The organism is Lacibacterium aquatile, assembly GCF_042683105.1.
Classification (GTDB): domain Bacteria; phylum Pseudomonadota; class Alphaproteobacteria; order Elsterales; family Elsteraceae; genus Lacibacterium; species Lacibacterium aquatile.
Genome location: NZ_JBHUIP010000003.1, coordinates 292,013 through 311,922, shown reverse-complemented (window position 1 = coordinate 311,922; position 19,910 = coordinate 292,013). Strand labels below are relative to the sequence as shown.

Annotated in this window: 22 protein-coding genes; 9 read left to right on the top strand and 13 right to left on the bottom strand. The window is 61.0% G+C overall.

Features of this window, described 5'->3' with window-relative positions; genetic code table 11:
• Positions 1 to 291 precede the first annotated feature (291 nt).
• The gene (locus ACFSM5_RS03460; protein ID WP_379874844.1) at positions 292 to 1,281 is read left to right on the top strand and encodes an aldo/keto reductase; all 990 of its coding nucleotides are present in this window, start codon (positions 292 to 294) and stop codon (positions 1,279 to 1,281) included.
• Complete coding sequence (locus tag ACFSM5_RS03455) at positions 1,281 to 1,865, top strand: TetR/AcrR family transcriptional regulator (protein WP_379874843.1); 585 nt, start codon at positions 1,281 to 1,283, stop codon at positions 1,863 to 1,865. Before ACFSM5_RS03460 ends, ACFSM5_RS03455 begins: the two co-directional genes overlap by 1 nt.
• A 148-nt stretch (positions 1,866 to 2,013) precedes the next feature.
• Here the strand turns inward: ACFSM5_RS03455 and ACFSM5_RS03450 are convergent, their stop codons facing one another.
• From ACFSM5_RS03450 to ACFSM5_RS03435, 4 genes are all read right to left on the bottom strand, one after another.
• Positions 2,014 to 2,829, bottom strand: coding sequence for a carbon-nitrogen hydrolase family protein (locus tag ACFSM5_RS03450; RefSeq protein WP_379874842.1), 816 nt, complete (start codon positions 2,827 to 2,829; stop codon positions 2,014 to 2,016).
• A gap of 3 nt (positions 2,830 to 2,832) precedes the next feature.
• Positions 2,833 to 3,090, bottom strand: coding sequence for a glutaredoxin 3 (gene grxC, locus ACFSM5_RS03445; protein ID WP_379874841.1), 258 nt, complete (start codon positions 3,088 to 3,090; stop codon positions 2,833 to 2,835).
• A gap of 171 nt (positions 3,091 to 3,261) precedes the next feature.
• Positions 3,262 to 3,966 carry a ComF family protein gene (locus tag ACFSM5_RS03440; RefSeq protein WP_379874840.1) on the bottom strand — a complete coding sequence of 235 codons (705 nt, stop codon included), beginning with the start codon at positions 3,964 to 3,966 and terminating at the stop codon, positions 3,262 to 3,264.
• A gap of 29 nt (positions 3,967 to 3,995) precedes the next feature.
• Positions 3,996 to 4,355 (bottom strand): helix-turn-helix domain-containing protein, encoded by a 360-nt coding sequence (locus ACFSM5_RS03435; protein ID WP_379874839.1) that lies wholly within the window; start codon positions 4,353 to 4,355, stop codon positions 3,996 to 3,998.
• Between the two features lie 314 nt (positions 4,356 to 4,669).
• On the opposite strand from ACFSM5_RS03435, the gene ACFSM5_RS03430 reads away from it, so the two are divergent.
• The 3 genes from ACFSM5_RS03430 (at position 4,670) to meaB (ending at position 8,097) form a co-directional block, all read left to right on the top strand.
• Entirely contained in the window at positions 4,670 to 6,568 is a 1,899-nt protein-coding gene (locus ACFSM5_RS03430; RefSeq protein ID WP_379874838.1) for an ABCB family ABC transporter ATP-binding protein/permease, read from the top strand.
• A 36-nt stretch (positions 6,569 to 6,604) separates the two neighbouring features.
• Complete coding sequence (locus tag ACFSM5_RS03425) at positions 6,605 to 7,057, top strand: Dps family protein (RefSeq protein ID WP_379874837.1); 453 nt, start codon at positions 6,605 to 6,607, stop codon at positions 7,055 to 7,057.
• Positions 7,058 to 7,125: 68 nt separating this feature from the next.
• Positions 7,126 to 8,097 (top strand): methylmalonyl Co-A mutase-associated GTPase MeaB, encoded by a 972-nt coding sequence (meaB, locus tag ACFSM5_RS03420; RefSeq protein WP_379874836.1) that lies wholly within the window; start codon positions 7,126 to 7,128, stop codon positions 8,095 to 8,097.
• 256 nt (positions 8,098 to 8,353) lie between these two features.
• Here the strand turns inward: meaB and ACFSM5_RS03415 are convergent, their stop codons facing one another.
• The 5 genes from ACFSM5_RS03415 to ACFSM5_RS03395 form a co-directional block, all read right to left on the bottom strand.
• On the bottom strand, positions 8,354 to 8,599 hold the full coding sequence (locus tag ACFSM5_RS03415) for a hypothetical protein (protein ID WP_379874835.1): 246 nt from the start codon (positions 8,597 to 8,599) through the stop codon (positions 8,354 to 8,356).
• Complete coding sequence (locus tag ACFSM5_RS03410) at positions 8,596 to 9,693, bottom strand: site-specific DNA-methyltransferase (RefSeq protein ID WP_379874834.1); 1,098 nt, start codon at positions 9,691 to 9,693, stop codon at positions 8,596 to 8,598. Before ACFSM5_RS03410 ends, ACFSM5_RS03415 begins: the two co-directional genes overlap by 4 nt.
• A gap of 121 nt (positions 9,694 to 9,814) precedes the next feature.
• On the bottom strand, positions 9,815 to 10,513 hold the full coding sequence (locus tag ACFSM5_RS03405) for a ribonuclease HII (protein ID WP_379874833.1): 699 nt from the start codon (positions 10,511 to 10,513) through the stop codon (positions 9,815 to 9,817).
• Positions 10,465 to 10,941, bottom strand: a complete 477-nt coding sequence (locus tag ACFSM5_RS03400; protein ID WP_379874832.1) for a GNAT family N-acetyltransferase — start codon at positions 10,939 to 10,941, stop codon at positions 10,465 to 10,467. The genes ACFSM5_RS03405 and ACFSM5_RS03400 overlap by 49 nt, the downstream gene beginning before the upstream one ends.
• Positions 10,942 to 10,949: 8 nt before the next feature.
• On the bottom strand, positions 10,950 to 11,354 hold the full coding sequence (locus ACFSM5_RS03395) for a hypothetical protein (protein WP_379874831.1): 405 nt from the start codon (positions 11,352 to 11,354) through the stop codon (positions 10,950 to 10,952).
• A 113-nt stretch (positions 11,355 to 11,467) separates the two neighbouring features.
• Between ACFSM5_RS03395 and ACFSM5_RS03390 the strand changes: the two genes are divergently transcribed.
• From ACFSM5_RS03390 to ACFSM5_RS03380, 3 genes are all read left to right on the top strand, one after another.
• On the top strand, positions 11,468 to 12,781 hold the full coding sequence (locus tag ACFSM5_RS03390) for a pentapeptide repeat-containing protein (RefSeq protein ID WP_379874830.1): 1,314 nt from the start codon (positions 11,468 to 11,470) through the stop codon (positions 12,779 to 12,781).
• Positions 12,782 to 12,783: 2 nt separating this feature from the next.
• Positions 12,784 to 13,212 carry a Crp/Fnr family transcriptional regulator gene (locus tag ACFSM5_RS03385; RefSeq protein WP_379874829.1) on the top strand — a complete coding sequence of 143 codons (429 nt, stop codon included), beginning with the start codon at positions 12,784 to 12,786 and terminating at the stop codon, positions 13,210 to 13,212.
• Between the two features lie 380 nt (positions 13,213 to 13,592).
• Positions 13,593 to 14,006 (top strand): Crp/Fnr family transcriptional regulator, encoded by a 414-nt coding sequence (locus tag ACFSM5_RS03380; RefSeq protein ID WP_379874828.1) that lies wholly within the window; start codon positions 13,593 to 13,595, stop codon positions 14,004 to 14,006.
• Positions 14,007 to 14,092: 86 nt separating this feature from the next.
• Here the strand turns inward: ACFSM5_RS03380 and ACFSM5_RS03375 are convergent, their stop codons facing one another.
• Both ACFSM5_RS03375 and ACFSM5_RS03370 read right to left on the bottom strand, forming a co-directional pair.
• Positions 14,093 to 15,085, bottom strand: coding sequence for a threonine ammonia-lyase (locus tag ACFSM5_RS03375; RefSeq protein WP_379874827.1), 993 nt, complete (start codon positions 15,083 to 15,085; stop codon positions 14,093 to 14,095).
• A 79-nt stretch (positions 15,086 to 15,164) separates the two neighbouring features.
• Positions 15,165 to 17,396, bottom strand: a complete 2,232-nt coding sequence (locus ACFSM5_RS03370; RefSeq protein ID WP_379874826.1) for a FecR domain-containing protein — start codon at positions 17,394 to 17,396, stop codon at positions 15,165 to 15,167.
• 387 nt (positions 17,397 to 17,783) lie between these two features.
• Between ACFSM5_RS03370 and ACFSM5_RS03365 the strand changes: the two genes are divergently transcribed.
• Complete coding sequence (locus ACFSM5_RS03365) at positions 17,784 to 19,004, top strand: MFS transporter (RefSeq protein ID WP_379874825.1); 1,221 nt, start codon at positions 17,784 to 17,786, stop codon at positions 19,002 to 19,004.
• On the opposite strand, the gene msrB is transcribed toward ACFSM5_RS03365, so the two are convergent.
• Together msrB and ACFSM5_RS03355 are read right to left on the bottom strand one after the other, a co-directional pair.
• Entirely contained in the window at positions 18,991 to 19,395 is a 405-nt protein-coding gene (msrB, locus tag ACFSM5_RS03360) for a peptide-methionine (R)-S-oxide reductase MsrB (RefSeq protein WP_379874824.1), read from the bottom strand. The two genes, ACFSM5_RS03365 and msrB, sit on opposite strands and share 14 nt — an antisense overlap.
• An 86-nt stretch (positions 19,396 to 19,481) precedes the next feature.
• Entirely contained in the window at positions 19,482 to 19,910 is a 429-nt protein-coding gene (locus tag ACFSM5_RS03355; RefSeq protein ID WP_379874823.1) for a type II 3-dehydroquinate dehydratase, read from the bottom strand.

The following is a 19,910-nucleotide window of genomic DNA, read 5'->3' as shown; positions in this document are numbered from 1 at the left end:
GCGTCTCGAAAGAGGCGCCCGTTTTGTTTTTGGTCCCGCCGTCACCTCAAATGAACTGTCATCCCGGGCCTGACCCGGGATCCGACCGTTGGCAGTTGCAGCGCGACGACGCCTCAGATCGCCTTCTGAATTCGGCCGGATTCCGGCTCAAGGCCGGGATGACAGTGTTTTTGAATCCGCACCGTCCCACTCACCACGGCGGTCAAATCACAAACATTGAATGACAGATATTGAAATCTGTCATTCAATGTTTTATATCCCTCTCATCGCACCCCGATGGAGAGATTTCCGATGAACACCCGTACCCTTGGATCCGTTCCCGTTTCCGCCGTTGGCCTGGGCTGCATGGGCATGACCAGCTTCTATGGCGCTGCCGACCGCCAGGAGAGCATCGCCACCATCCATGCCGCGCTTGAGGCCGGTGTCACCCTGCTCGATACCGGCGACTTCTATGCGATGGGCGAGAATGAACTGCTGATCCGCGACGCCCTGACCGGCAGCGCCAAGCGCGATAAGGCCCTGGTCAGCGTCAAGTTCGGCGCCCTGCGCGGGCCGGACGAAGGCTGGCTGGGCTTCGACTCGCGCCCCGCCGCCGTCAAGACTTTCGCCGCTTATAGCCTGAAGCGCCTGGGCGTCGATCATATCGACATCTACCGCCCCGCCCGCCTGGATCCGAATGTGCCTATTGAAGATACCATCGGCGCCATTGGCGATCTGGTGAAGGCAGGCTACGTGCGCCATATTGGCCTGTCGGAAGTGGGCTCGGAAACCATCCGCCGGGCCGCCGCCGTGCATCCGATTGCCGATCTGCAGATCGAATATTCGCTGATCTCGCGCGGGCTCGAAGGGCCGCTGCTGGAGACACTGCGCAGCCTCAATATCGGCGTCACCGCCTATGGCGTGCTGTCGCGCGGCCTGATCAGCGGCCACTGGACGAAGGAGAGCGGCACCAATGACTATCGCGGGCATCTGCCGCGCTTCGAAGGCGAAAACCTGACGCAGAATCTGAAACTCGTCGACGCCTTGCGGGTTGTCGCCGAGGCAAAGGGTGTCACCGTGGCACAGATCGCTATCGGCTGGGTCATGGCCCAGGGGCAGGACATCGTGCCGCTGATCGGCGCACGCACCCGCAATCGCCTGACGGAATCCCTCGCCGCTGTTGACCTCCAGCTCTCGGCAGACGATCTTGCCCGGATCGAAGCGGCGATGCCTGCCCATGCGGCAGTCGGCGGCCGCTATCCCGACTATCATATGAGCACGCTGGACAGCGAACGAGGCTGATGAACGACACGGTTCTGACACCGACCAAGATCCTGGATACGGCGGAGGATGTCCTCCGCCGGTTCGGACCGACCAAGACTACCGTCGTCGATGTGGCGCGGGCGCTGGGTGTCAGCCATGGCAGCGTCTATCGCCATTTCGCGAGCAAGGCCGAGTTGCGCAACGCGGTTGCCGAACGCTGGCTGCTGCGGGTCTCGGACCCGCTCGAAGAATTCGCCACCGCCAAGGGTCCGGCGCTGGACCGGCTGCACCGCTGGTTCCATGCGCTGATGACGTCCAAGCGCCAGAAGGTCGGCGCGGATCCGGAGATGTTCGCCACCTACAGCGCCCTCGCGTCGGAATCCGGCGACGTGATTGCCGAGCATATCGCCCATCTTCAGGGCCAGATCGCCCGCATACTGCAGGATGGCATCGACGCCCGCGAGATCGCCCCGATGGATGCAGGTGCGACGGCGCAGGCGATCTTCCGCGCCACCAGCTTCTACCATCACCCGATGCACGCCACCGCCTGGAGCGATCCCGGAATCGACCGGTCGTTCGAGGCGCTCTGGCGTCTGCTGGTCAAGGGGCTGATGCCGCGGTAGGGGGCGGTTTTTCCATGATGGCTGTCATCCCGGACTTGATCCGGGATCCGGCCGAAGTTGGTTGCGGATCACTACCGCCTGAGAACTGCCACTTCATTTGGCCGGATCCCGGCTCGGGGGCCGGGATGACAGAGTTATTTTTCAGCCCCTAAGCCGGATCGAACACCCGATCATGCTGCAGGGACGGAACCCGGCCGCGCGCAGCAATCACCTCATCAAGATCGAGGTCGGCATAGATGATCTCGGCATCCTGCCCGCCATCGGCCAGCACCTCGCCCCAGGGGGAAACCACGAGACTATGGCCATAGGTCCGGCGCCCCTCGGCATGGCTCCCGGTCTGGGCCGGGGCCAGGACGAAGCACCCCGTCTCAATAGCGCGGGCGCGCAGCAGCACGTGCCAATGCGCCTCGCCGGTCGGCACAGTGAAGGCCGACGGCATGGTGAGGATCGACGCCCCCGCCTTGGCGAGGCTACGATAGAGCTGCGGGAAACGCATGTCGTAGCAGATGCTGAGACCGATCTTGCCGAACTCCGTCTCCGCGACCACCGCGCGTTCGCCGGGGGCAAAGGTCGCGCTTTCGCGATAGCGCTCGCCATTAGGCAGATCGACATCGAAAAGATGGATCTTCTCATAGCGTGCCGCGATTTTGCCGTCAGGGGAAAACAGCAGGGAGCGGTTGGCCATGCGGCCGTCAGGCAATTTGGCGGCGATGGATCCGGCCAGCAGCCAGGTCTTGGTTTCCTGGGCCAGCTTGGAGAAAAGCGGCGGTAGAGGATGGTCTTCCTCCGCCCGCGCCTTTTCAATATGCAGCTCGCGCTTGGGTTCCAGCATGGCGCAGTTTTCCGGCGCCAGGATGAAGCGGGCGCCTTTGCTGGCGGCATCCCGGATATGGTCGGACAGCCAGTCGAGGTTCGGACCGAATTCCCGTTCCGCCGTCTGCTGCAGCAACGCCACCTTCACCATACGTCAGGCCGCCAGCAGGGGATCGAGACCGCCCTTGGCATCCAAGGCATGGATATCGTCGCTGCCGCCGATCAGCTTGCCGTCGATGAAGATCTGCGGCACCGAATTCTTGCCGCCGGTACGCTCGCGCATCGCAGCGCGCAGCTTGGGCTCGGCCACCACATCGATCTCGGTCCAGGTGACACCCTTGCTGGTCAGCAGCCGCTTGGCGCGGGCGCAATAGGGGCAGAAGGGATCGATATACATTTCAATCTGGGCCACGGGCGAACTCCTGAAAACAACGGCCTCAAATAGCGCAACGCGCGATAGGCCAAACACAAACAAGCCTCAAATAGCGCGAAGCACGATAGGGCAAGACATCGGCCTCAAGCAGCGCAAAGCGCGTTAGGCCAACATACACAAGTCCTAGGATGGGGAGCCGGTGGCCTCGGGTCAATCCTCGGACAGCGGAACCCTGGCCAGTGTCACCGCGTCGACCGTCTTTGCCCCGCCCCGCCGCAGTACCCGTGCCAGCTCTTCCAGAGTCGCGCCGGACGTGAGCACATCGTCGACCAGCAAGATACGCTTGCCCACGATATCCGCACGGGCACGCAGAGCAAAAACGCCCTTCAGCAACCGCATTCGCTGACCGGCGGTGTGCCCGCCCAGCGCCGGGGTTGACCGGATTCGGCGCAGCAGCGAGACATCCACTGGCTTATTGGTCAGGCGGCCCAGGTGCCGCGCCAGCAGAGCCGCCTGATTATAGCCGCGTCGCATCAGGCGGAAGCGATGCAGCGGCACCGGCACGATGACATCCACCTCCGGCATCAAGTCGGCTGCCGCCCGCGCCAGCCATCCGGCATAGGCGGGCGCCCCATCAAACCGGCCGCCGTGTTTGAAACGCAGGATAAGCCCCCGACTGTCGTCGTCGTAGAAGAACGCGGAACGCACGCGATGCAGCTTCAACCGCCGCCGCGCGCAGGCTGTGCAATCTTCGTCGGCAAGCGCCTTGGGCCAGCCGCAATCATCGCAAAGCGGGGCTGAAATGAACCGGACGTTGTTCCAGCAGGCGGGGCAGAGCGCGCCGGGGTCGCTGACCGGATCGCGGCAGTTGAGGCAGCGCGGCGGCAACAGCAGGTCGAGGACGGCGCGGCCCATCCGCTTTATCAGACGGGCCGCAGACAATCTCAATCGCCGTTCTTCAGGACACGGATCAGCGCGACTGCCATCTTCAGGCGATCGAGCGGGAGGTCCTTGGCGATGGCAATGAGTTCGGAAAGATCATCCGTCGCCTTGTCAGGAAACAGCTCTGTCGGCTCGGGCAGCAGGCTGCGCAGAGAGATGCCAAGGGCACCTGCGATGAGAACGAGACTTCTGAAACTCGGCACCGACAGGCCGCGCTCGATATCTGAAATGGCCCCCAGCCGGAGACCGCATCCGTCAGCTAGAGCTTCCTGGCTCAATTGCTGGCGTTTACGTTCGCTCCTGATGCGATGCCCGAGAACCTTCAGGCTATCCGCCAGCAGATCGTTAAATGACGCTTCCATGGCTGGATGGTCTGCATGGCTCGAGTGGGCGTCCACCTTCCTACAGGATGAAATTTTTGTTTAATTCATCCTGTAGAATTGATTTTTATCCGCCTCTCATTTCAAACAAGAACCGTCATCCCGGCCGTAGAGCCGGGATCTCGTGTGGCCGACCTCAGCCCGGCCTCTCGACGCGGTCCGTCTACGCGAGATCCCGGATCAAGTCCGGGATGACGAGTTCTTATGAGGATACGCCGCCAGAAGAGGTTGAGCCCGCCCCCTCGTTATCCACAAGGCCGCATCCTAAATAATGGGCAGGACGACGAGCATCCCCTATGGTCTGTTACGTCCGAACGATTGCCATCCCCCGCGCCAGCGTAAGCCGAGGAAGCCTTAGCGTGTCCAGTTCCAATCCCAAGCCGCCCAGCCCGATCCGCACCCTCGCCCCCTATCTCTGGCCCAAGGGCGAAGCGGAGCTGAAGACCCGCGTGGTGATAGCGCTGCTGTGCCTGCTGGCGGCCAAGATCCTCAGCGTTCAGGTGCCGATGGGTCTGAAATGGATCATCGACGATCTGACACCCAAGACCGGCGCCGTCGCGGCCATCGTGCTGCCCGTGGCTCTGATCGTGGGCTATGGGCTGCTGCGCGTGGTCAGCCAGGCCTTCGGAGAATTGCGCGATGCCCTGTTCGCCAAAGTCTCCCAGCGGGCAATCCGTCGCGTGGGGCTGGAGACGTTTCGGCATCTGCATGCGCTGTCGCTGCGCTTCCATCTGGACCGGCAGACCGGCGGCATGTCGCGCGCCATCGAGCGCGGCACCAAGGGCATCGAATTCCTGCTGCAGTTCATGCTGTTCAACATCTTGCCGACGCTGCTGGAGATTCTGCTGGTCTGCGGCATTCTCTGGAGCCTGTACGCCGCCGAATTCGCCATCGTCACCTTCGTGACGATCATCGGCTATATTGTCTTCACCATCGCGGTCACCGAATGGCGCACGAAATATCGGCGCGAGATGAACGAGAAGGACCAGGAAGCCTCCACCAAAGCCGTGGACAGTTTGCTGAACTACGAGACGGTCAAATATTTCGGCAATGAGGAGCACGAAGCCCGCCGCTTCGATGTCGCGCTTCAGGCTTATGAAGGGGCGGCGGTCAAAAGCCAGACCACCCTCTCGGCCCTGAACGTCGGCCAGGGCATCATCATCTCCGCCGGTCTGATCGCCGTCATGATCATGGCGGGTCAGGGGGTCGTGAACGGCACGATGACGGTTGGCGACTTCGTGCTGGTGAACGGCTATCTGATCCAGCTCTATCTGCCGCTCAATTTCCTGGGCTTCGTCTATCGCCAGATCCGCCAGTCCCTGACCGATATGGAGCAGATGTTCTCGCTACTGCGGGTCGACCGCGAGGTGGCGGACGAACCCGATGCCACGGACATGCAGCCGGGCGGCGGCGAAGTCGTCTTCGAGGATGTGCATTTCGCCTATGACGTCCGGCGCGAGGTGCTGAAGGGTGTCAGCTTCAGCATTCCGGCAGGCAATACCGTCGCCGTAGTGGGATCGAGCGGCGCTGGCAAATCCACCCTGTCCCGCCTGCTCTATCGCTTCTACGACATCACCGCCGGGGCCATCCGCATCGACGGTCAGGATATCCGGCACGTCAGGCAGACCAGCCTGCGCCAGAATATCGGCATCGTTCCCCAGGACACGGTCCTGTTTAACGACACCATCTTCTACAACATCCTCTACGGTCGCCCCGATGCCACCCCGGCAGAGGTCGAGAATGCCGCCAAGCTGGCGCGCATCCATGATTTCATCATCCAGCAACCCGACGGTTATCAGACCAAGGTTGGCGAGCGCGGCTTGAAGCTGTCGGGCGGCGAGAAGCAGCGCGTCGCCATCGCCCGCGTCATCCTGAAACGCGCCCGGGTGTTGATTTTCGACGAGGCAACCTCCGCCCTCGATACCAAGACCGAAAAAGCCATTCAGGAGAGTCTCGATCAAGTATCGACGGGCGTCACCACGCTGATCATTGCGCACCGATTATCCACGATTGTGAATTCGGATGAGATTATCGTGCTGGAAGACGGGCAGGTCGCAGAACGGGGCCGTCATGCGGATCTTTTGGCCCTGAATGGCGTTTATTCCCGGATGTGGGCCCAACAGCTTGAAGCGCGCGAACAGGACACACCTGAAGCGCCAGAGGCTGGACAGGAGCCTGCTTCCGCACTATATTAGAATTATTCTAAAAGAAAAATCCCAAGGAGACACCCCATGGCCGCCAAGAACACCACCAAAGACGTTGCCGATAAGCTCTCGGTCCTGCTGGCGGACAGCTACATCCTGACCCTCAAGACCCAGGCCTACCACTGGAACGTGAAGGGCGAGCATTTCGCAGCCCTCCATAAGATGTTCGAGGAGCAGTACAACGAGCTTGCCCCCGCCATCGACGAAGTGGCCGAGCGGATCCGCGCCCTGGGTCAGATCACCCCGGCTTCGTTCGATGAATTCTCCAAGCTGTCGTCGGTCAAGAGCACCGGCGGCCAGCCCAAGTGGACCGAGATGGTCGAGAACCTGCTGAAGGATCACAAGACCGCCGCCGCCTCGGCGCGCACTGTGATCGAAGCTGCCGAGGCCGTGGACGATAGCGTCTCGGCCGATCTGGCGACCGAGCGCGTCGCGTTCCATGACAAGACGATCTGGATGCTGGGCGCCCTCGTCAGCTAAGCTCTGCGCCAATCGCGTGGGACATAAGGGCCGCCCCGCCAGGGTGGCCCTTTTTCTTAGGACCGAGCATGCCAGACCTACCGCTTCTCGATGAGGTACTCGCCGGGCGCCGCCGGGCGCTGGCGCGTCTGATTACGCTGATCGAATCGAGCCGCCCGGACCATCGCACCCAGGCCGAGGCTATGCTCGACCAGCTGTCGCCCCATACCGGCGGCGCGATCCGCGTCGGCATCTCGGGCGTTCCTGGCGTCGGCAAAAGCAGCTTCATCGAGAGCATCGGGCTATATCTGATCGAGCAGGGCCACAAGGTCGCGGTGCTGGCCGTCGATCCCTCCTCGCGCCGGACCGGCGGCTCGATCCTGGGTGACAAGACCCGCATGGAGCATCTGGCCCGCAACGAGGGCGCCTTTATCCGCCCCTCCCCTTCCGGCGGGACCCTTGGCGGCGTCGCCCGGCGCACGGCCGAAAGCATCCTGGCGGTCGAGGCCGCAGGATACGACGTGGTGATCATCGAAACGGTTGGGGTCGGCCAGTCGGAAACCGCCGTCGCCGACATGTCGGACGTGTTCCTGCTACTGCTGCAACCGGGCGCGGGCGATGATTTGCAGGGCATCAAAAAGGGTATCGTCGAGCTGGCGGATCTGATCGTCGTCAATAAGGCCGACGGAGATCTGGCCAATGCCGCTACCCGCGCCGTGGCCGATTATCGTGCCGCCCTGCATCTGCTGCGCCCGGCCAGCAAACATTGGAGCCCGCCGGTCCTGGCCGCCAGCGCCGCCACGGGCATGGGCCTGCCCGAAGTCTGGCAGAAGATCGGCGCCTATGCCGAAACCATGAAGCGCGAGGGCCTGTGGCAGACGCGGCGGGAAGAACAGGCCGTGGGTCGCCTCTGGGCCGAGGTCACCGATGCGCTGGTCAGCGATCTTAAAGCCGCACCGAAGGTCGGGGCCGAGCTACCGGGCCTGCTGGGCGACGTTCGCTCCGGCCGCCTGTCTCCCACAGGAGCCGCCAGGCGGCTGATCGCGGCGTTCAGGGGGTAAAATCCCCAATGAGCCCTGGGATGACGAGGTCTCTTTGGAATATGCCCCAAAAGAAAAGCCCCGGCTCTTTCGAACCGGGGCAGTCGGGGGAGGAAGGGGCTCCCGACGAACCTAGTGAACGTGCGCTTCCGGGAGCACAAAGCGCCGTTAGCTGCATTACCACCAACATAAAGTCCTTCAGTCTTCACGCCTCAAGTAGACCAATGCAAACCCGCCTCAAGTAGGCCAAAGCCCGATAGGCGAGCGCAAAGAATCCCTAGCGGATTACCGGCTGGAAGCGCGGCAGACCCACGGCATCGCGCAGCGAGGCTTCCTTTTCGGCCAGCAGACGCTGGATCGCTTCGCGGGCATAGTGGCTCTTGGTACGGCCGGTGGCGCGGGCCAGATCCGCCAGACGGCGTTCCAGATCGGCTTCCACACGGACGGTCAGCATCACCTGACTATCCACAGCCTTCACAGACATCGGCTTGCGGGCCGTGCTTTCGTACAATTGACCGGTCATGCGTCGATACCTTCTCTGATCGTGGTTCGGAGGGCATCGAGCGGGACCGGACGGCCTTGACGCTCGATGTGCCAGAAAGTCCAGCCGTTGCAGCTGGGCAGATGTTGCAATTGTGCTGCAACCTGATGGATGGAGCCGCGCGCTGCGTCCGAGGCAAGGCTGCCGTCGGCATGGACACGGGCGGTATAACGGCGGCGGAGATCGAACAAAGTCTCGCCGGGGCGGATCAGCCCGCGTTCGACGAGATTGCCGAACGGAACCCGCGGTTCATCGCGCCGCGCCGGGGTAATCGTCACCGCTTCCTTCGACGCCGGCAGCACCGAGTCGATACGGGCGGCAGCGGCCATGGCGTAGGCCGGATCGCGCTCGATACCGATGAAGTTCCGGTGCAGGCGTTTGGCGACGGCGCCGGTGGTGCCGGTGCCGAAGAAGGGATCGAGGATCACATCGCCGGTCCGGGTCGAGGACATAATGACCCGCCAGAGCAGCGCCTCGGGCTTCTGCGTCGGATGCAGCTTGCGACCGCCGGTCTTCAGGCGTTCGGCACCGGTGCAGAGCGGCAGGGTCCAGTCGGACCGCATCTGTACATCATCATTGGCCATCTTCATGGCCGCGTAGTTGAAGGTGTACTTGCTAGTCTTTGATTTTGCTGCCCAAATCAGCGTTTCATGCGCGTTGGTGAAACGGCGTCCGCGGAAGTTCGGCATCGGGTTGGATTTGTGCCAGATCACGTCGTTCAGCATCCAGTAACCCTGGTCCTGAAGGATCGTGCCGAGGCGGAAGATATTATGATACGAGCCCATCACCCAGATGGTGCCGTCTTCCTTCAGAACCCGGCGGCATTCGGCCAGCCACTGCTTGGCGAAGGCGTCATGGGCCTGGAAATCCCCCAGTTTGTCCCACTCTGCATCCACGCCGTCGACGCGGCTATTGTCCGGGCGGGTCAGATCGCCGCCCAACTGGAGATTGTAGGGAGGATCGGCAAAGACAACGTCGACGCTGTTATCGGGAATGTCCCGCAGCTTTTCGATGCAATCTCCAACCAGGATCCGGTTGAGAGGAAGTGTGTCATGGCTCGTCATACCGCCGAGCATGTGCATGACACCGTATGACCGTCAAGAATATTTTTTCAACAAATCAGCTACTTAGTCGATTATGTGAAAGTGAAGCCTTCGGAGTTGTCCCCAGCTATAGTGTTGGATGAACTTCCCATCGCTAAGTCTTGGGTTCCACAGGGGTTGCGGCCAAAAGATCACGGATCGGCGCGAAGCTCTTCCGATGGTGCCGCGTTACACCAAAAAGCCGCAAAGCGGACAGATGATCGGGGACCGGATATCCGGCGTTGCGCGCCCAACCATAGGCCGGATAGCGCAGGGCAAGCCGCTTCATCCCCTCGTCCCGCAGCACCTTGGCCAGGATCGAGGCAGCGGCGATGGACAGGCAGCGCGCATCCCCCTTCACCACCGCCGTCCCCGGGCAGGGCATCCCCGGCGGCAGGCGATTACCGTCGATCAGCAGATGATCGGGCGCCACCGGCAGGCGCGCCACCGCCCGGCGCATCGCGAGATAAGTGGCTTGCAGGATGTTGATCCGCTCGATTTCCGCAACGCTGGCTGCCGCCACGGCAAACCAGATCGACCGTCCCGCCTCAGCCCGTAGGCCCAGGGCAATCTCGGTACGCTGGGCCTCATTGAGGGCTTTGGAATCGGCAAGACGCCCGAGCAGCGCCGGCGGCATGAGAACCGGATCCAGAATGGCCGCAGCAGCCATGACAGGACCAGCCAGGGGTCCTCGGCCCACCTCGTCAACACCGGCCACACGCCCACCCAGCGCCGACTCCATGGTGAAGTCGGGCGGCGCCAGCTTTAGCGGCTTATCGGCAGAAGTTTTGCCATTTCGCTTGTCGCGTCCCATCCCAGACCTTCATAGAGCGGGCGACCGGCTTTCGTCGCGTGCAAAATAAGGTAAGAAAGCCCGCGCCGTTCCGCTTCGGCCTCTGCCTCCGCCATCAGGCGTTTGGCCAACCCACGACCACGATGTAATGGGTCCACGAACACATTTAGGATATAGCCGCGCCGCCCATCGGTCGGATGACTGGGGTGAGGGGGCCAGTCGATCACCATCATGCCCAGGCCCGCGACCACGTCACCGCCGCTCTCGATCGCCCATCCGAAGTAACTGCCGTCGGCAAGACGGGGCGTCAGCCAGGCCCTGAAAGGATCCGCCATCGCCGCCAATACCTCGGCAGGACGCCCGGATTCGCCGAACATCAAGCGGCGGTGCGTGCAGATAAGATCGAGGTCACCTGCGTCTAGAGGCCGCAGAACAAGAGCCGGATCCATTCCGACGCTCACTTGTCGCCCGGCTCGCCCTTATCCTTAGATTCTTTGCGGCGCATCATCACGAAACGTTCAAAAACTGTAGAGTCGTCTTCCGCTTCGTTAGGGGTGATCACCCCGAGCGTACCGCCCGTCACGCGCTTCTGACGCTCTTCGACCAGGCGTTCCATTTCCCGCGCCTTGGCGGCTGGCCCTTTGCCAGCAATGCCCTGATCTTCAAAAATCTTTTCCTGAAGCACTCGACGGCCAACAAAGGTTTCCGACACGGGGTCAAAGCGCTCTTTCACTACACGCCAAGAGACTTTCCGCCGTGCAACAAGGTTCTTCACATACCCAATGGCATCCGCCTCTGTCTCAAACGAGGCCAACATTTTCCACTCCTGATCGGGCCGGACATACACTTCGTAGATTTCCATGGCCTTCATCTTTTGTTAACCTCTCGGACATCACGCAGGCGGAATGATCAAGTTAGCGTTCTTATCACGGTGATGTTACACCGGAAGATGCCAGAAGGGCAGCGGAGTAGGGCATGGCACGCATTATTGAAAAACGTAGCATCTCCCAAGAGGTCATCGACCGCTACTGCGAGCAGCTCGAAAAAATTCGCAACAAGGATCGCGGGGTCGAAGTGGTCAGCTTCAACCGCTGCGACTTCAGCAATCTCAGCTTTGCTGAAAAGAATTTTGACACGATGGACGCTCCTGGCAGCCTGTTCATCAATGGAGACTTCACAAAAGCATCACTGAAAGAAGCCAACTTCTATTCCGGTGATCTACGCGGAGCAAACCTGTCGAAAGCCGATCTGACGGGGGCCGATCTGCGCGGTGCGATCCTCCGCTCATCCGACCTCCAGGGTGCCAAGCTGCAGAATGCTAAGCTCCAGGGCGGAACGATGCTGGTGCCGGACGAAGATGGCAATCTGGTCGCCCATAATGCCGAAGCAAAACGCGAAGGCATGGGCGCCCGCCCCATGGAGCTACCCGCTGCCGGTAAATCGCTGATCCGCGACACGCTGATGACCGACAGCAACCTGTCTGGCGCCAACCTGACGGATGCCGATATCGCCTTTACCGATCTGTCGGGCGCCAATCTTAAGGGCGCCGATCTTTCACGCGTGAATTTGTCCGGCGCCCGGTTGATCGGCACCGACTTGACAGGCGCCAATCTGGCCGGGGCACGATTGGCGGGCGCCAACCTCGCGACCGCCGTCTTCGAAGAAAGCCAGCTTGCGACCTGCGACAAGACCGGTATCGTGTTCACTGCCAAACCGACCGATCTGCCCAAGAAGATCAGCAAGATGATCGAAGAGCATCTCGTCTGGCTGGACAATGTTGGCCGTCGGGGCGCGCAACTGGACCTGTCGACCCTGGACATCACTGAATGCGACATCGCGGGAAAGGACGTATCCGCTGCAATGCTGCGGGCCTGCGTTATGTCTCGCATGAACCTCAAAGGCACCCAATTCACGGCAGCCGATCTTGGCGGATCGGACCTGACAGGCGCCATTTTGATTAAGGCCGACCTGCGCGGCGCCAATCTTCAACGCGCCAAACTGAATGCAGCCGACCTAAGCGAAGCGAACCTGGGGCATCTTAAGATCGCAGGGAAAAAAGAAGCCGTTATTGGTGCAAATCTTGCGAACGCTAAACTAAAAGGTGCAAAATTGGCCAACGCCAAATTGGCCTATGGCATCTTCGACGAAGCCGATCTGTCGGGCTGCGATCTTCGCGGTGCTGACCTGTCGGGTGCAAGTTTCAGACGCGCCATCCTGCAGGATGCCGACCTCAGGGGCGCGATCATCGACAACGCCGACTTTCGCGGCGCCTTTGGAATGAGGTTTTAAGCATGGCCCCTACGGATCGCGTAATTATCGACCGCCGCATGTACGGCCCCGAGGAGACGATCCTCAAGGAGGGCGAGAAGGGGTATCATTTCTATATCGTCGAAAGCGGCATGGTCGAAGTCTTCAAGATCGACACGGACGGCAAACCCATGGTCCTGGGCCGCGTCGGGCCGGGCGGTATCTTCGGTGAGATGGCGATCATCGACGACAGCCCGCGCATGGCCAGCGTCAAGGCCGTACAGGGGACGACCGTCAAGGTTTTCCCGCGCGATTATCTCGACCAGCGCCTGACCAAGGCCGATCCGGTCGTCCGCGCCATTCTTAAAGTGTTCGTCGGCCACATCCGATTTCTGAGCGATCTGCAGCTTAAGCAGGGTTTCAATATTCCGCAGCCGGCAGTCAAGGTCAGCAACGATAGCGAGCCAAGCTGAACTAATCTCACTCCCTGCGGCGTCGCCCTGATCTGCAGATGCGACGCCAAGAGAACCGAAAGAGCGGCTGATGATTTCAGCCGCTTTTTTTTCGCTTTCTTTCCTTCCGTCAAGAGAAGGACGAATTTCCTTCACCATCGCTGTCGCTTGAAAACTTCTCCTCACCCCACCCTACTTTTTGCCTACCCATGGAAAGGAGAAAAGTTAACGTCCTTCCGAAATCGTTAATCTCGTTAACGGTTTTTAAATGCATTTGACTCATGGCTGCTCGGCATTTTATATAATTGTCGTAGGGTTCGAGGGGTGAGACAAATCCCCTGCAACACACAGACTGACGTTACAGGCAAAAGGTGGTTAACATGTCCCCAAGACATACAATTATGGATCGCCGTATCTATCACCCTGATGACGTCATCATTAAAGAGGGTGAGAAAGGTTATCAGTTCTACATTGTAGAATCTGGCCTTGTTGAAGTTTTCAAGATCGGTGGGGACGGCTTCCCGGTAGTTGTCGGCCGTATTGGCGCTGGCGGTATTTTCGGCGAAATGTCGATCATTGACGGCGCCGAACGCATGGCGAGCGTCCGCGCCGTTCAGACAACCGTTGTTAAGGCTTTGCCGCGCGATTATCTCGATAAGCGCCTTGCCAAGTTGGACCCCGTTGTCCGTGGCATCCTCAAGGTCTTCTCCGGCCACATCCGTTTCCTGACGGAACTGCAGGCACAGCAAGGCATGAGCCTGCCGCCGACCGAGCGCCCCGTCGAAGATCCGGCGCTGCTGCACTACTACAACTGACGCCCGCCCTGTCGTCAGCCCAAAACCCCCGCCCCGTCCGGCGGGGGTTTTTGTTTGCGCGGTTCGCTTTAGAGTTCGTTTAGGTTCTAAAGAGCTAAGGCGCGCGCGGTTTGTTCGGGATCCACATTGCCGCCGCTCAAGACCAGGGCAATCGTCCGGCCTTTCGCAGATATCTTTCCTGACAGCAGGGCCGCCAGCGACACAGCGCCCCCTGGCTCCACGACCAGCTTCATCGTGCGGAACGCATAGGCCATCGCCTGCAATACTTCCTCGTCGCTGACGACATAGCCGCCCGCCAGCCGACGGCTGTTAATAGTGAAGGTGATCTCTCCTGGAACCGGCGACAGCAAGGCGTCGCAGATCGAAGACGCCCCCGATGGATTCTTCAGTCGCTCCCCGGCCCGGAGCGAGCGGGCGTGATCGTCAAAACCCTCGGGCTCGGCTGCAAAGACCTTTGTTGAAGGCATGCTGGCCTGCACACCCGTGGCGACACCGGCAATCAGCCCCCCACCGGAAACATTCACCACCACCTCATCCAGCGCCAGCCCCATCGCCTTGGCGTCGGCCGCGATCTCCAGCCCCACGGTGCCCTGGCCCGCGATGATCCGCACGTCATCAAAAGGCGGGATGATTGCCGCCCCTCCCCGATCCGCGGCAATCTTGCGGCCAATAGCCTCGCGATCCTCGGACCAGCGATCATAGGTCACGACTTCGGCGCCATAGGAACGCGTAGCAGCAATCTTCGGCTGCGGCGCATCGGCGGGCATAACGATGACGGTCGGGATCCCCAGCAACCGTCCAGCGAGGGCTACCCCCTGAGCATGATTTCCCGACGACCAGGCGACGACCCCGGCCTTCTTCTCGTTATCGGAGAGGGACGAGAGGGCGTTATAGGCGCCACGGAATTTGAAGGATCCGGTCCGCTGCAGCATCTCCGGTTTGATGAGAATGCGGCCACCGGTCAATTCATCGAGCGCAGGAAACCGCAGCAGCGGGGTGCGCACCGCCTCGCCCGTGATCCGGCGCGCGGCGGCTTCGATATCGTCGATACTGATGGGGAAGGCGGGCTGGGAAACCATCGGCTGAACCACTCATGGGAAAGGGAATTGCCCGCTCATAGGGCAATATTCCCCGCCCCTAGTCCAGCAATGCCTCGGGTCAGGCAGGCATGCTCGGCGGGGTGGACATATGAAGATCACCCGCCGTCACCTGACCATTTTCGATGATCGCCACCATGTAACCAGCGCCTGGAATGCTCCCATTGTTGTCATAATAGAGCTTTCCGCCGCCGCTGCCGTTATCCCAGAAGACGAAACGCGGCGCGCTTGATCCGCCAGTCCCATCGTAGTCGGCACCGCCCGCCATGGTGATGAAGTTCGAGACCGCGCTCGGGTCGAAATCACTATATTGGTTGAACCAAAAACTGTTCTGGCCCGACACGAAATTTTCGATCGTGTCATTACCGTCCAGCTTGCTGTGGTAGTAGAAAGAATCGGTGCCCAGCGCTGCGCCGATGAACTTATCGTGACCGGAACCGCCGATCAGCAAATCATTGCCGGAACCGCCTGAAAGCACATCGCTCCCCGCGCCGCCCGCCAGCCAATCGTTACCGCTGCCGCCAATAAGGGTGTCATTGAAGACGCCACCATCCAGCGTGTCGTTACCAGCCCCGCCCCACAGCTTATCTGTACTAGCGCCGCCGGATATCTCGTCATTGCCATAGCCGCCGGTGATCACGTCCGCATTTGCGGTACCGGTGATGACCATGTCGTTGCCGATAGCCGCGGCGTTAAGCTTCAGCCCCTTTGTACCCGTATAGGGAGTATAATAGTCCTCGCCGGTGCTGACGTGGAATGTGACCGCGGGGTTGGTCGCAATCGAATAAAGCTCGATCTGCGGTGCGGCATCCAGAACGCCGGCACCGATATAAATCTGCTGGAACGTCTGATCGGGAATAGCCGTCATGGCTGTGACGTCAACCATCACAAACTCGACGCTGTCGAGGACCACATCGAAAGCGACATGACCGCCACTCGTCGCCTCGGTCAAGAACCCGATCAACGTGTCACTACCGGCGCCGCCGATGACCGTTGACGTCATTGACGGGGTACCATCGCAACTATCGTAGCCGAGGCGGCCCACCGCCATAATATCGTTACCGTCACCACCGTCGATATAGTCAGCACCGGTCAAACCTAGAATAAGATCGCTGCCTCCCATGCCATAGAGCTTATCCGCACCGACCGTGCCGATCAGCACTTCATCACGATGCGTGCCGATTATCAGGCTACCGTTCAAGGTCGGAGTGACGGGATCAGGCCCTGGACCAGGACCCGGCCCTGGACCAGGACCCGGCTCTTCACCGTCGCCGCCGTCGCCGTCGCCATTGTCCCCGCCATTGTCGCCACCGTTGCCACCCTGGCCATTTCCGGTATTGGTGTTGCCGCGACCGACGACGCCGCTGCCACGTCCGGAGGATCCTGACGTGGCACCCGGTGTATATGTCTCAAAACTAGGGGTCGCCGCATTATCCGGGGTTTCATCCAGAAAATCGAGCGACACCCCATCAAGTGTCGTCACCACGACCTTGACCGTTCCATCCGCCCCTTCAGATGGGCGCGCAGCCGCTGTACTTTCAGCAGCTTGGGCCGTCGCATCACGAACCGCTGCCGCTCGTTCGGCAGACTGCGCGTCGGCTACCTGCTGGATGGCCTGAACGATCTGATCGCCAACGATGCCGTCGACAAAGGCCAGCACCTGAGCCAGCACGTCATTGAGAGCCCCCGGCAGGGTCGCAATCGGCTGCGGAGTCGTCGGCGCGCTGTTGTAGCTGGAGATCTGCAGACCGGTATTGGCTTCAGTGATGAACTGGGTACCGGCGGCATTCGAGACCACGATAGCGGCGGGGCGACCGACGGGATCGGGGAGCAGAGAGAGGACGAGGCCGTTTTCGGCATCGATTCCGCCGGCGACCTTGGTGCCACGGATGCCGATGGTGCCGACCGGGGTGCGGATGGTCATGGCATCGGTGCTGGAGGGCGCAATCTCGCCCGTCACCAGCACAAAGGCGCCTTTGAGCATCGACAGCCCTAGGGCGCCCGCCTTCGACTGCGGGTTATAGACCAGCTCGTCCAGGCGCATCTGGCCGCTTTCGCCCAGCGCAAAGGTGGTGTTGTCGACAAAGACGATACCCACTTTGCCACCTTTGGTCGTCTCGACCATATCCCCCTGGTAAACCGGGGTTCCCTTAAGGGCTGGCGAGACGGAACCGTCGACTCGGGTGATCGTGCCTTGACCGGTCACGGTGTCGATCCGGCCGATGGCCTGGGCTTCCGAGGATTGGCTCAAAAGGAGCGGTTGCAGCTGTGCAATTAAGTTTCCGCCGTCCATCTGTCGCCATCCTGCCTGTTAGAAAATCGATTCCGCGAGAATATTCTTCACCTCATCAACATTGTCGAGAGACAATCGACGCCTTATGAAAATTTGCGCGCCCATTAAGAAGAAACCCGAACGACTGAAACCCGGAATCAAAATCGATGAAGAGCGCGGAAAACTGCGCCTCAAGCTACTTCGCTTGGGGGCACCCCTACATAATTAATTAAAATCTTATCAGCGACATTAACCTTTGTGATGAGTTTTTATTAACACCCCGCCGAACCAACCGTATTCTATCGATGTAATGGGTTTCCCTTGCAGCTACTCCTGGCGTCTTTTTTTGACTGCGCCATTTGAAGGGTCAGCTATGCTACCCAAAACTCCGATTCGGAAGCGGTCCCGATGTCCACCAGTACCACAGCCACCCAATCTTCCCCTCATGCCCCCCTATCGCCCACGGCGCGGGCGCTGGTGGAGGTGGCCCTGGCGATGGGCGGCTTTGGGATCGGGACCGGGGAGTTCGCAATCATGGGCCTGCTGCCCAATGTCGCGACCGGCCTCGGTGTCACCACGCCCCAGGCGGGCCATGCAATCAGCGCCTATGCATTGGGGGTGGTCGTCGGGGCGCCGATCATCGCTGTGCTGGCGGCCAAACTGACGCGCCGCCATCTACTGCTGTTGCTGATGGCGATATTCGCCGTCGGCAATCTGGTGAGCGCTTTTGCGCCGGGATATCTGTCCTTCGTCTTCCTGCGATTCCTCACCGGCCTGCCCCATGGCGCCTATTTCGGGGTCGCCGCCCTGGTCGCCGCCTCAATGGTCGCCCCCAACCGCCGGACCCAGGCGGTTGCCCGGGTGATGACCGGCCTGACCATCGCGACCCTCGTCGGCACGCCGGTCGCCACCTGGTTTGGTCAGGAGTTGAGCTGGCGCCTGGCCTTTGGCATCGTCGGCGGTATCGGCATTCTGACCGTGGCGCTGATATGGTTCTTCCTGCCCCAGGACAAGGTGCGGCCAGGCGCAAGTCCCCTGCGCGAACTCGCCGCCTTCAAACGGAAATCGATCTGGCTGACGCTGGGGGTGGGCGCGGTCGGTTTCGGCGGTTTCTTCTCGGTCTTCAGCTATATCGCCTCCACCGCCACCGAAGTGGCGATGATGCCGACTTACCTCGTTCCGATGATCATGACGCTCTTTGGTCTAGGCTGCGTTTTGGGTAATCTGGCGGGCGCGTGGTTGGCCGATAAATCCCTGATGAAGACCATCGGCGGCACCCTGATCTGGAGCGCGTTTTTCCAGACGCTGCTGTGGCTGACCGCCAGCAACCCCTACGCCCTATCGGCCTGCGTCTTCCTCTGCGGCTGCGGGATCGCCATCGGCCCTGCCCTGCAGATCCGCCTGATGGATGTGGCAGCGGACAGCCAGACGCTGGCCGCCGCCCTCAACCATTCCGGCTTCAATATCGCCAATGCCCTGGGCGCGTGGCTAGGCGGCCTTGCCATCACCGCCGGCTACGGCTTTGCCTCAACCGGTTGGGTCGGGGCGCTGCTGGCCGTGGCAGGCATGGGCGTCTTTGCCCTGGCGGTGCAGGATGATCGGCGACGGAAAACCGCTATTCGGGTCTAAAATCCATGGCAACGCCGTTGATGCAATAGCGCAGCCCACTGGGCGGCGGGCCGTCCTCGAACACATGGCCGAGGTGGCTGCCGCAGGTCGCGCAATGGACCTCCATCCGAACCATGCCATGGCTGCGGTCGATGGTGGTTTCGACGGAACCTTCCACCGGGTCGTTGAAGCTGGGCCAGCCGGTGCCGCTTTCAAACTTGAACTTCGTCTCGAACAGCGGCTTACCGCAGCCGGCGCAGGTGAAGGTGCCTGCGCGCTTTTCCGTCAGCAAGGCGCAGGATCCGGGCCGCTCCGTCCCATGCTGCCGCATGATGCGATATTGCTCGGGCGTGAGCATCTCCCGCCATTCCGCATCGCTGCGCATCACCGGATAGGCCTTGGTCTCGGTCATCACCCTCTCCTTTGTTTGCCAGGACAGGATATGGGGACGGCACCCGCACGGTCAAAGGGCGACGCCGAAGCATCGCCCTGTTCGTTTTAGGAAAGCATGCCGCGCATGGCCCCCAGGGCGACCGTATAGCCCTTTGGTCCCAGCCCCGCGATCACCGCCGTCGCCACCTTGGAAACGAGCGAGTGGTGATAGATCTCCTCCCGCTTATGGATGTTGGAGATATGCAGCTCGATGATCGGGCCGGGGAACATCTTCAGGGCATCCAGCAGCGCGATGGAGGTGAAGGTATAGGCGGCGGGATTGATGATGATCCCCGCCCCTTCATCGATGGCCTCATGCACCCAGTCGATGAGCTGCGTTTCGCTGTTGGTCTGGCGGAATTCCAGCGGGCCGGCGCCAGCGTCGCGGCACTGGGCCTCCACTTCCGGCAGAGTGGTGGAGCCATAGATATGCGGCTCGCGCGTGCCAAGGCGATTGAGGTTTGGACCGTTCAGGATATAGATCGGCTTTGCCAT

Excerpts from the sequence above, each read along its gene's own strand:
- ACFSM5_RS03460 (WP_379874844.1), top strand. The coding sequence starts at position 292 with ATGAACACCCGTACCCTTGGATCCGTTCCCGTTTCCGCCGTTGGCCTG.
- ACFSM5_RS03455 (WP_379874843.1), top strand. The coding sequence starts at position 1,281 with ATGAACGACACGGTTCTGACACCGACCAAGATCCTGGATACGGCGGAG.
- ACFSM5_RS03450 (WP_379874842.1), bottom strand. The coding sequence starts at position 2,829 with ATGGTGAAGGTGGCGTTGCTGCAGCAGACGGCGGAACGGGAATTCGGT.
- ACFSM5_RS03440 (WP_379874840.1), bottom strand. The coding sequence starts at position 3,966 with ATGGGCCGCGCCGTCCTCGACCTGCTGTTGCCGCCGCGCTGCCTCAAC.
- ACFSM5_RS03435 (WP_379874839.1), bottom strand. The coding sequence starts at position 4,355 with ATGGAAGCGTCATTTAACGATCTGCTGGCGGATAGCCTGAAGGTTCTC.
- ACFSM5_RS03430 (WP_379874838.1), top strand. The coding sequence starts at position 4,670 with ATGGTCTGTTACGTCCGAACGATTGCCATCCCCCGCGCCAGCGTAAGC.
- ACFSM5_RS03425 (WP_379874837.1), top strand. The coding sequence starts at position 6,605 with ATGGCCGCCAAGAACACCACCAAAGACGTTGCCGATAAGCTCTCGGTC.
- meaB (WP_379874836.1), top strand. The coding sequence starts at position 7,126 with ATGCCAGACCTACCGCTTCTCGATGAGGTACTCGCCGGGCGCCGCCGG.
- ACFSM5_RS03415 (WP_379874835.1), bottom strand. The coding sequence starts at position 8,599 with ATGACCGGTCAATTGTACGAAAGCACGGCCCGCAAGCCGATGTCTGTG.
- ACFSM5_RS03410 (WP_379874834.1), bottom strand. The coding sequence starts at position 9,693 with ATGCTCGGCGGTATGACGAGCCATGACACACTTCCTCTCAACCGGATC.
- ACFSM5_RS03405 (WP_379874833.1), bottom strand. The coding sequence starts at position 10,513 with ATGGGACGCGACAAGCGAAATGGCAAAACTTCTGCCGATAAGCCGCTA.
- ACFSM5_RS03400 (WP_379874832.1), bottom strand. The coding sequence starts at position 10,941 with ATGGATCCGGCTCTTGTTCTGCGGCCTCTAGACGCAGGTGACCTCGAT.
- ACFSM5_RS03395 (WP_379874831.1), bottom strand. The coding sequence starts at position 11,354 with ATGGAAATCTACGAAGTGTATGTCCGGCCCGATCAGGAGTGGAAAATG.
- ACFSM5_RS03390 (WP_379874830.1), top strand. The coding sequence starts at position 11,468 with ATGGCACGCATTATTGAAAAACGTAGCATCTCCCAAGAGGTCATCGAC.
- ACFSM5_RS03385 (WP_379874829.1), top strand. The coding sequence starts at position 12,784 with ATGGCCCCTACGGATCGCGTAATTATCGACCGCCGCATGTACGGCCCC.
- ACFSM5_RS03380 (WP_379874828.1), top strand. The coding sequence starts at position 13,593 with ATGGATCGCCGTATCTATCACCCTGATGACGTCATCATTAAAGAGGGT.
- ACFSM5_RS03375 (WP_379874827.1), bottom strand. The coding sequence starts at position 15,085 with ATGGTTTCCCAGCCCGCCTTCCCCATCAGTATCGACGATATCGAAGCC.
- ACFSM5_RS03370 (WP_379874826.1), bottom strand. The coding sequence starts at position 17,396 with ATGGACGGCGGAAACTTAATTGCACAGCTGCAACCGCTCCTTTTGAGC.
- ACFSM5_RS03365 (WP_379874825.1), top strand. The coding sequence starts at position 17,784 with ATGTCCACCAGTACCACAGCCACCCAATCTTCCCCTCATGCCCCCCTA.
- msrB (WP_379874824.1), bottom strand. The coding sequence starts at position 19,395 with ATGACCGAGACCAAGGCCTATCCGGTGATGCGCAGCGATGCGGAATGG.
- ACFSM5_RS03355 (WP_379874823.1), bottom strand. The coding sequence starts at position 19,910 with ATGGCAAAGCCGATCTATATCCTGAACGGTCCAAACCTCAATCGCCTT.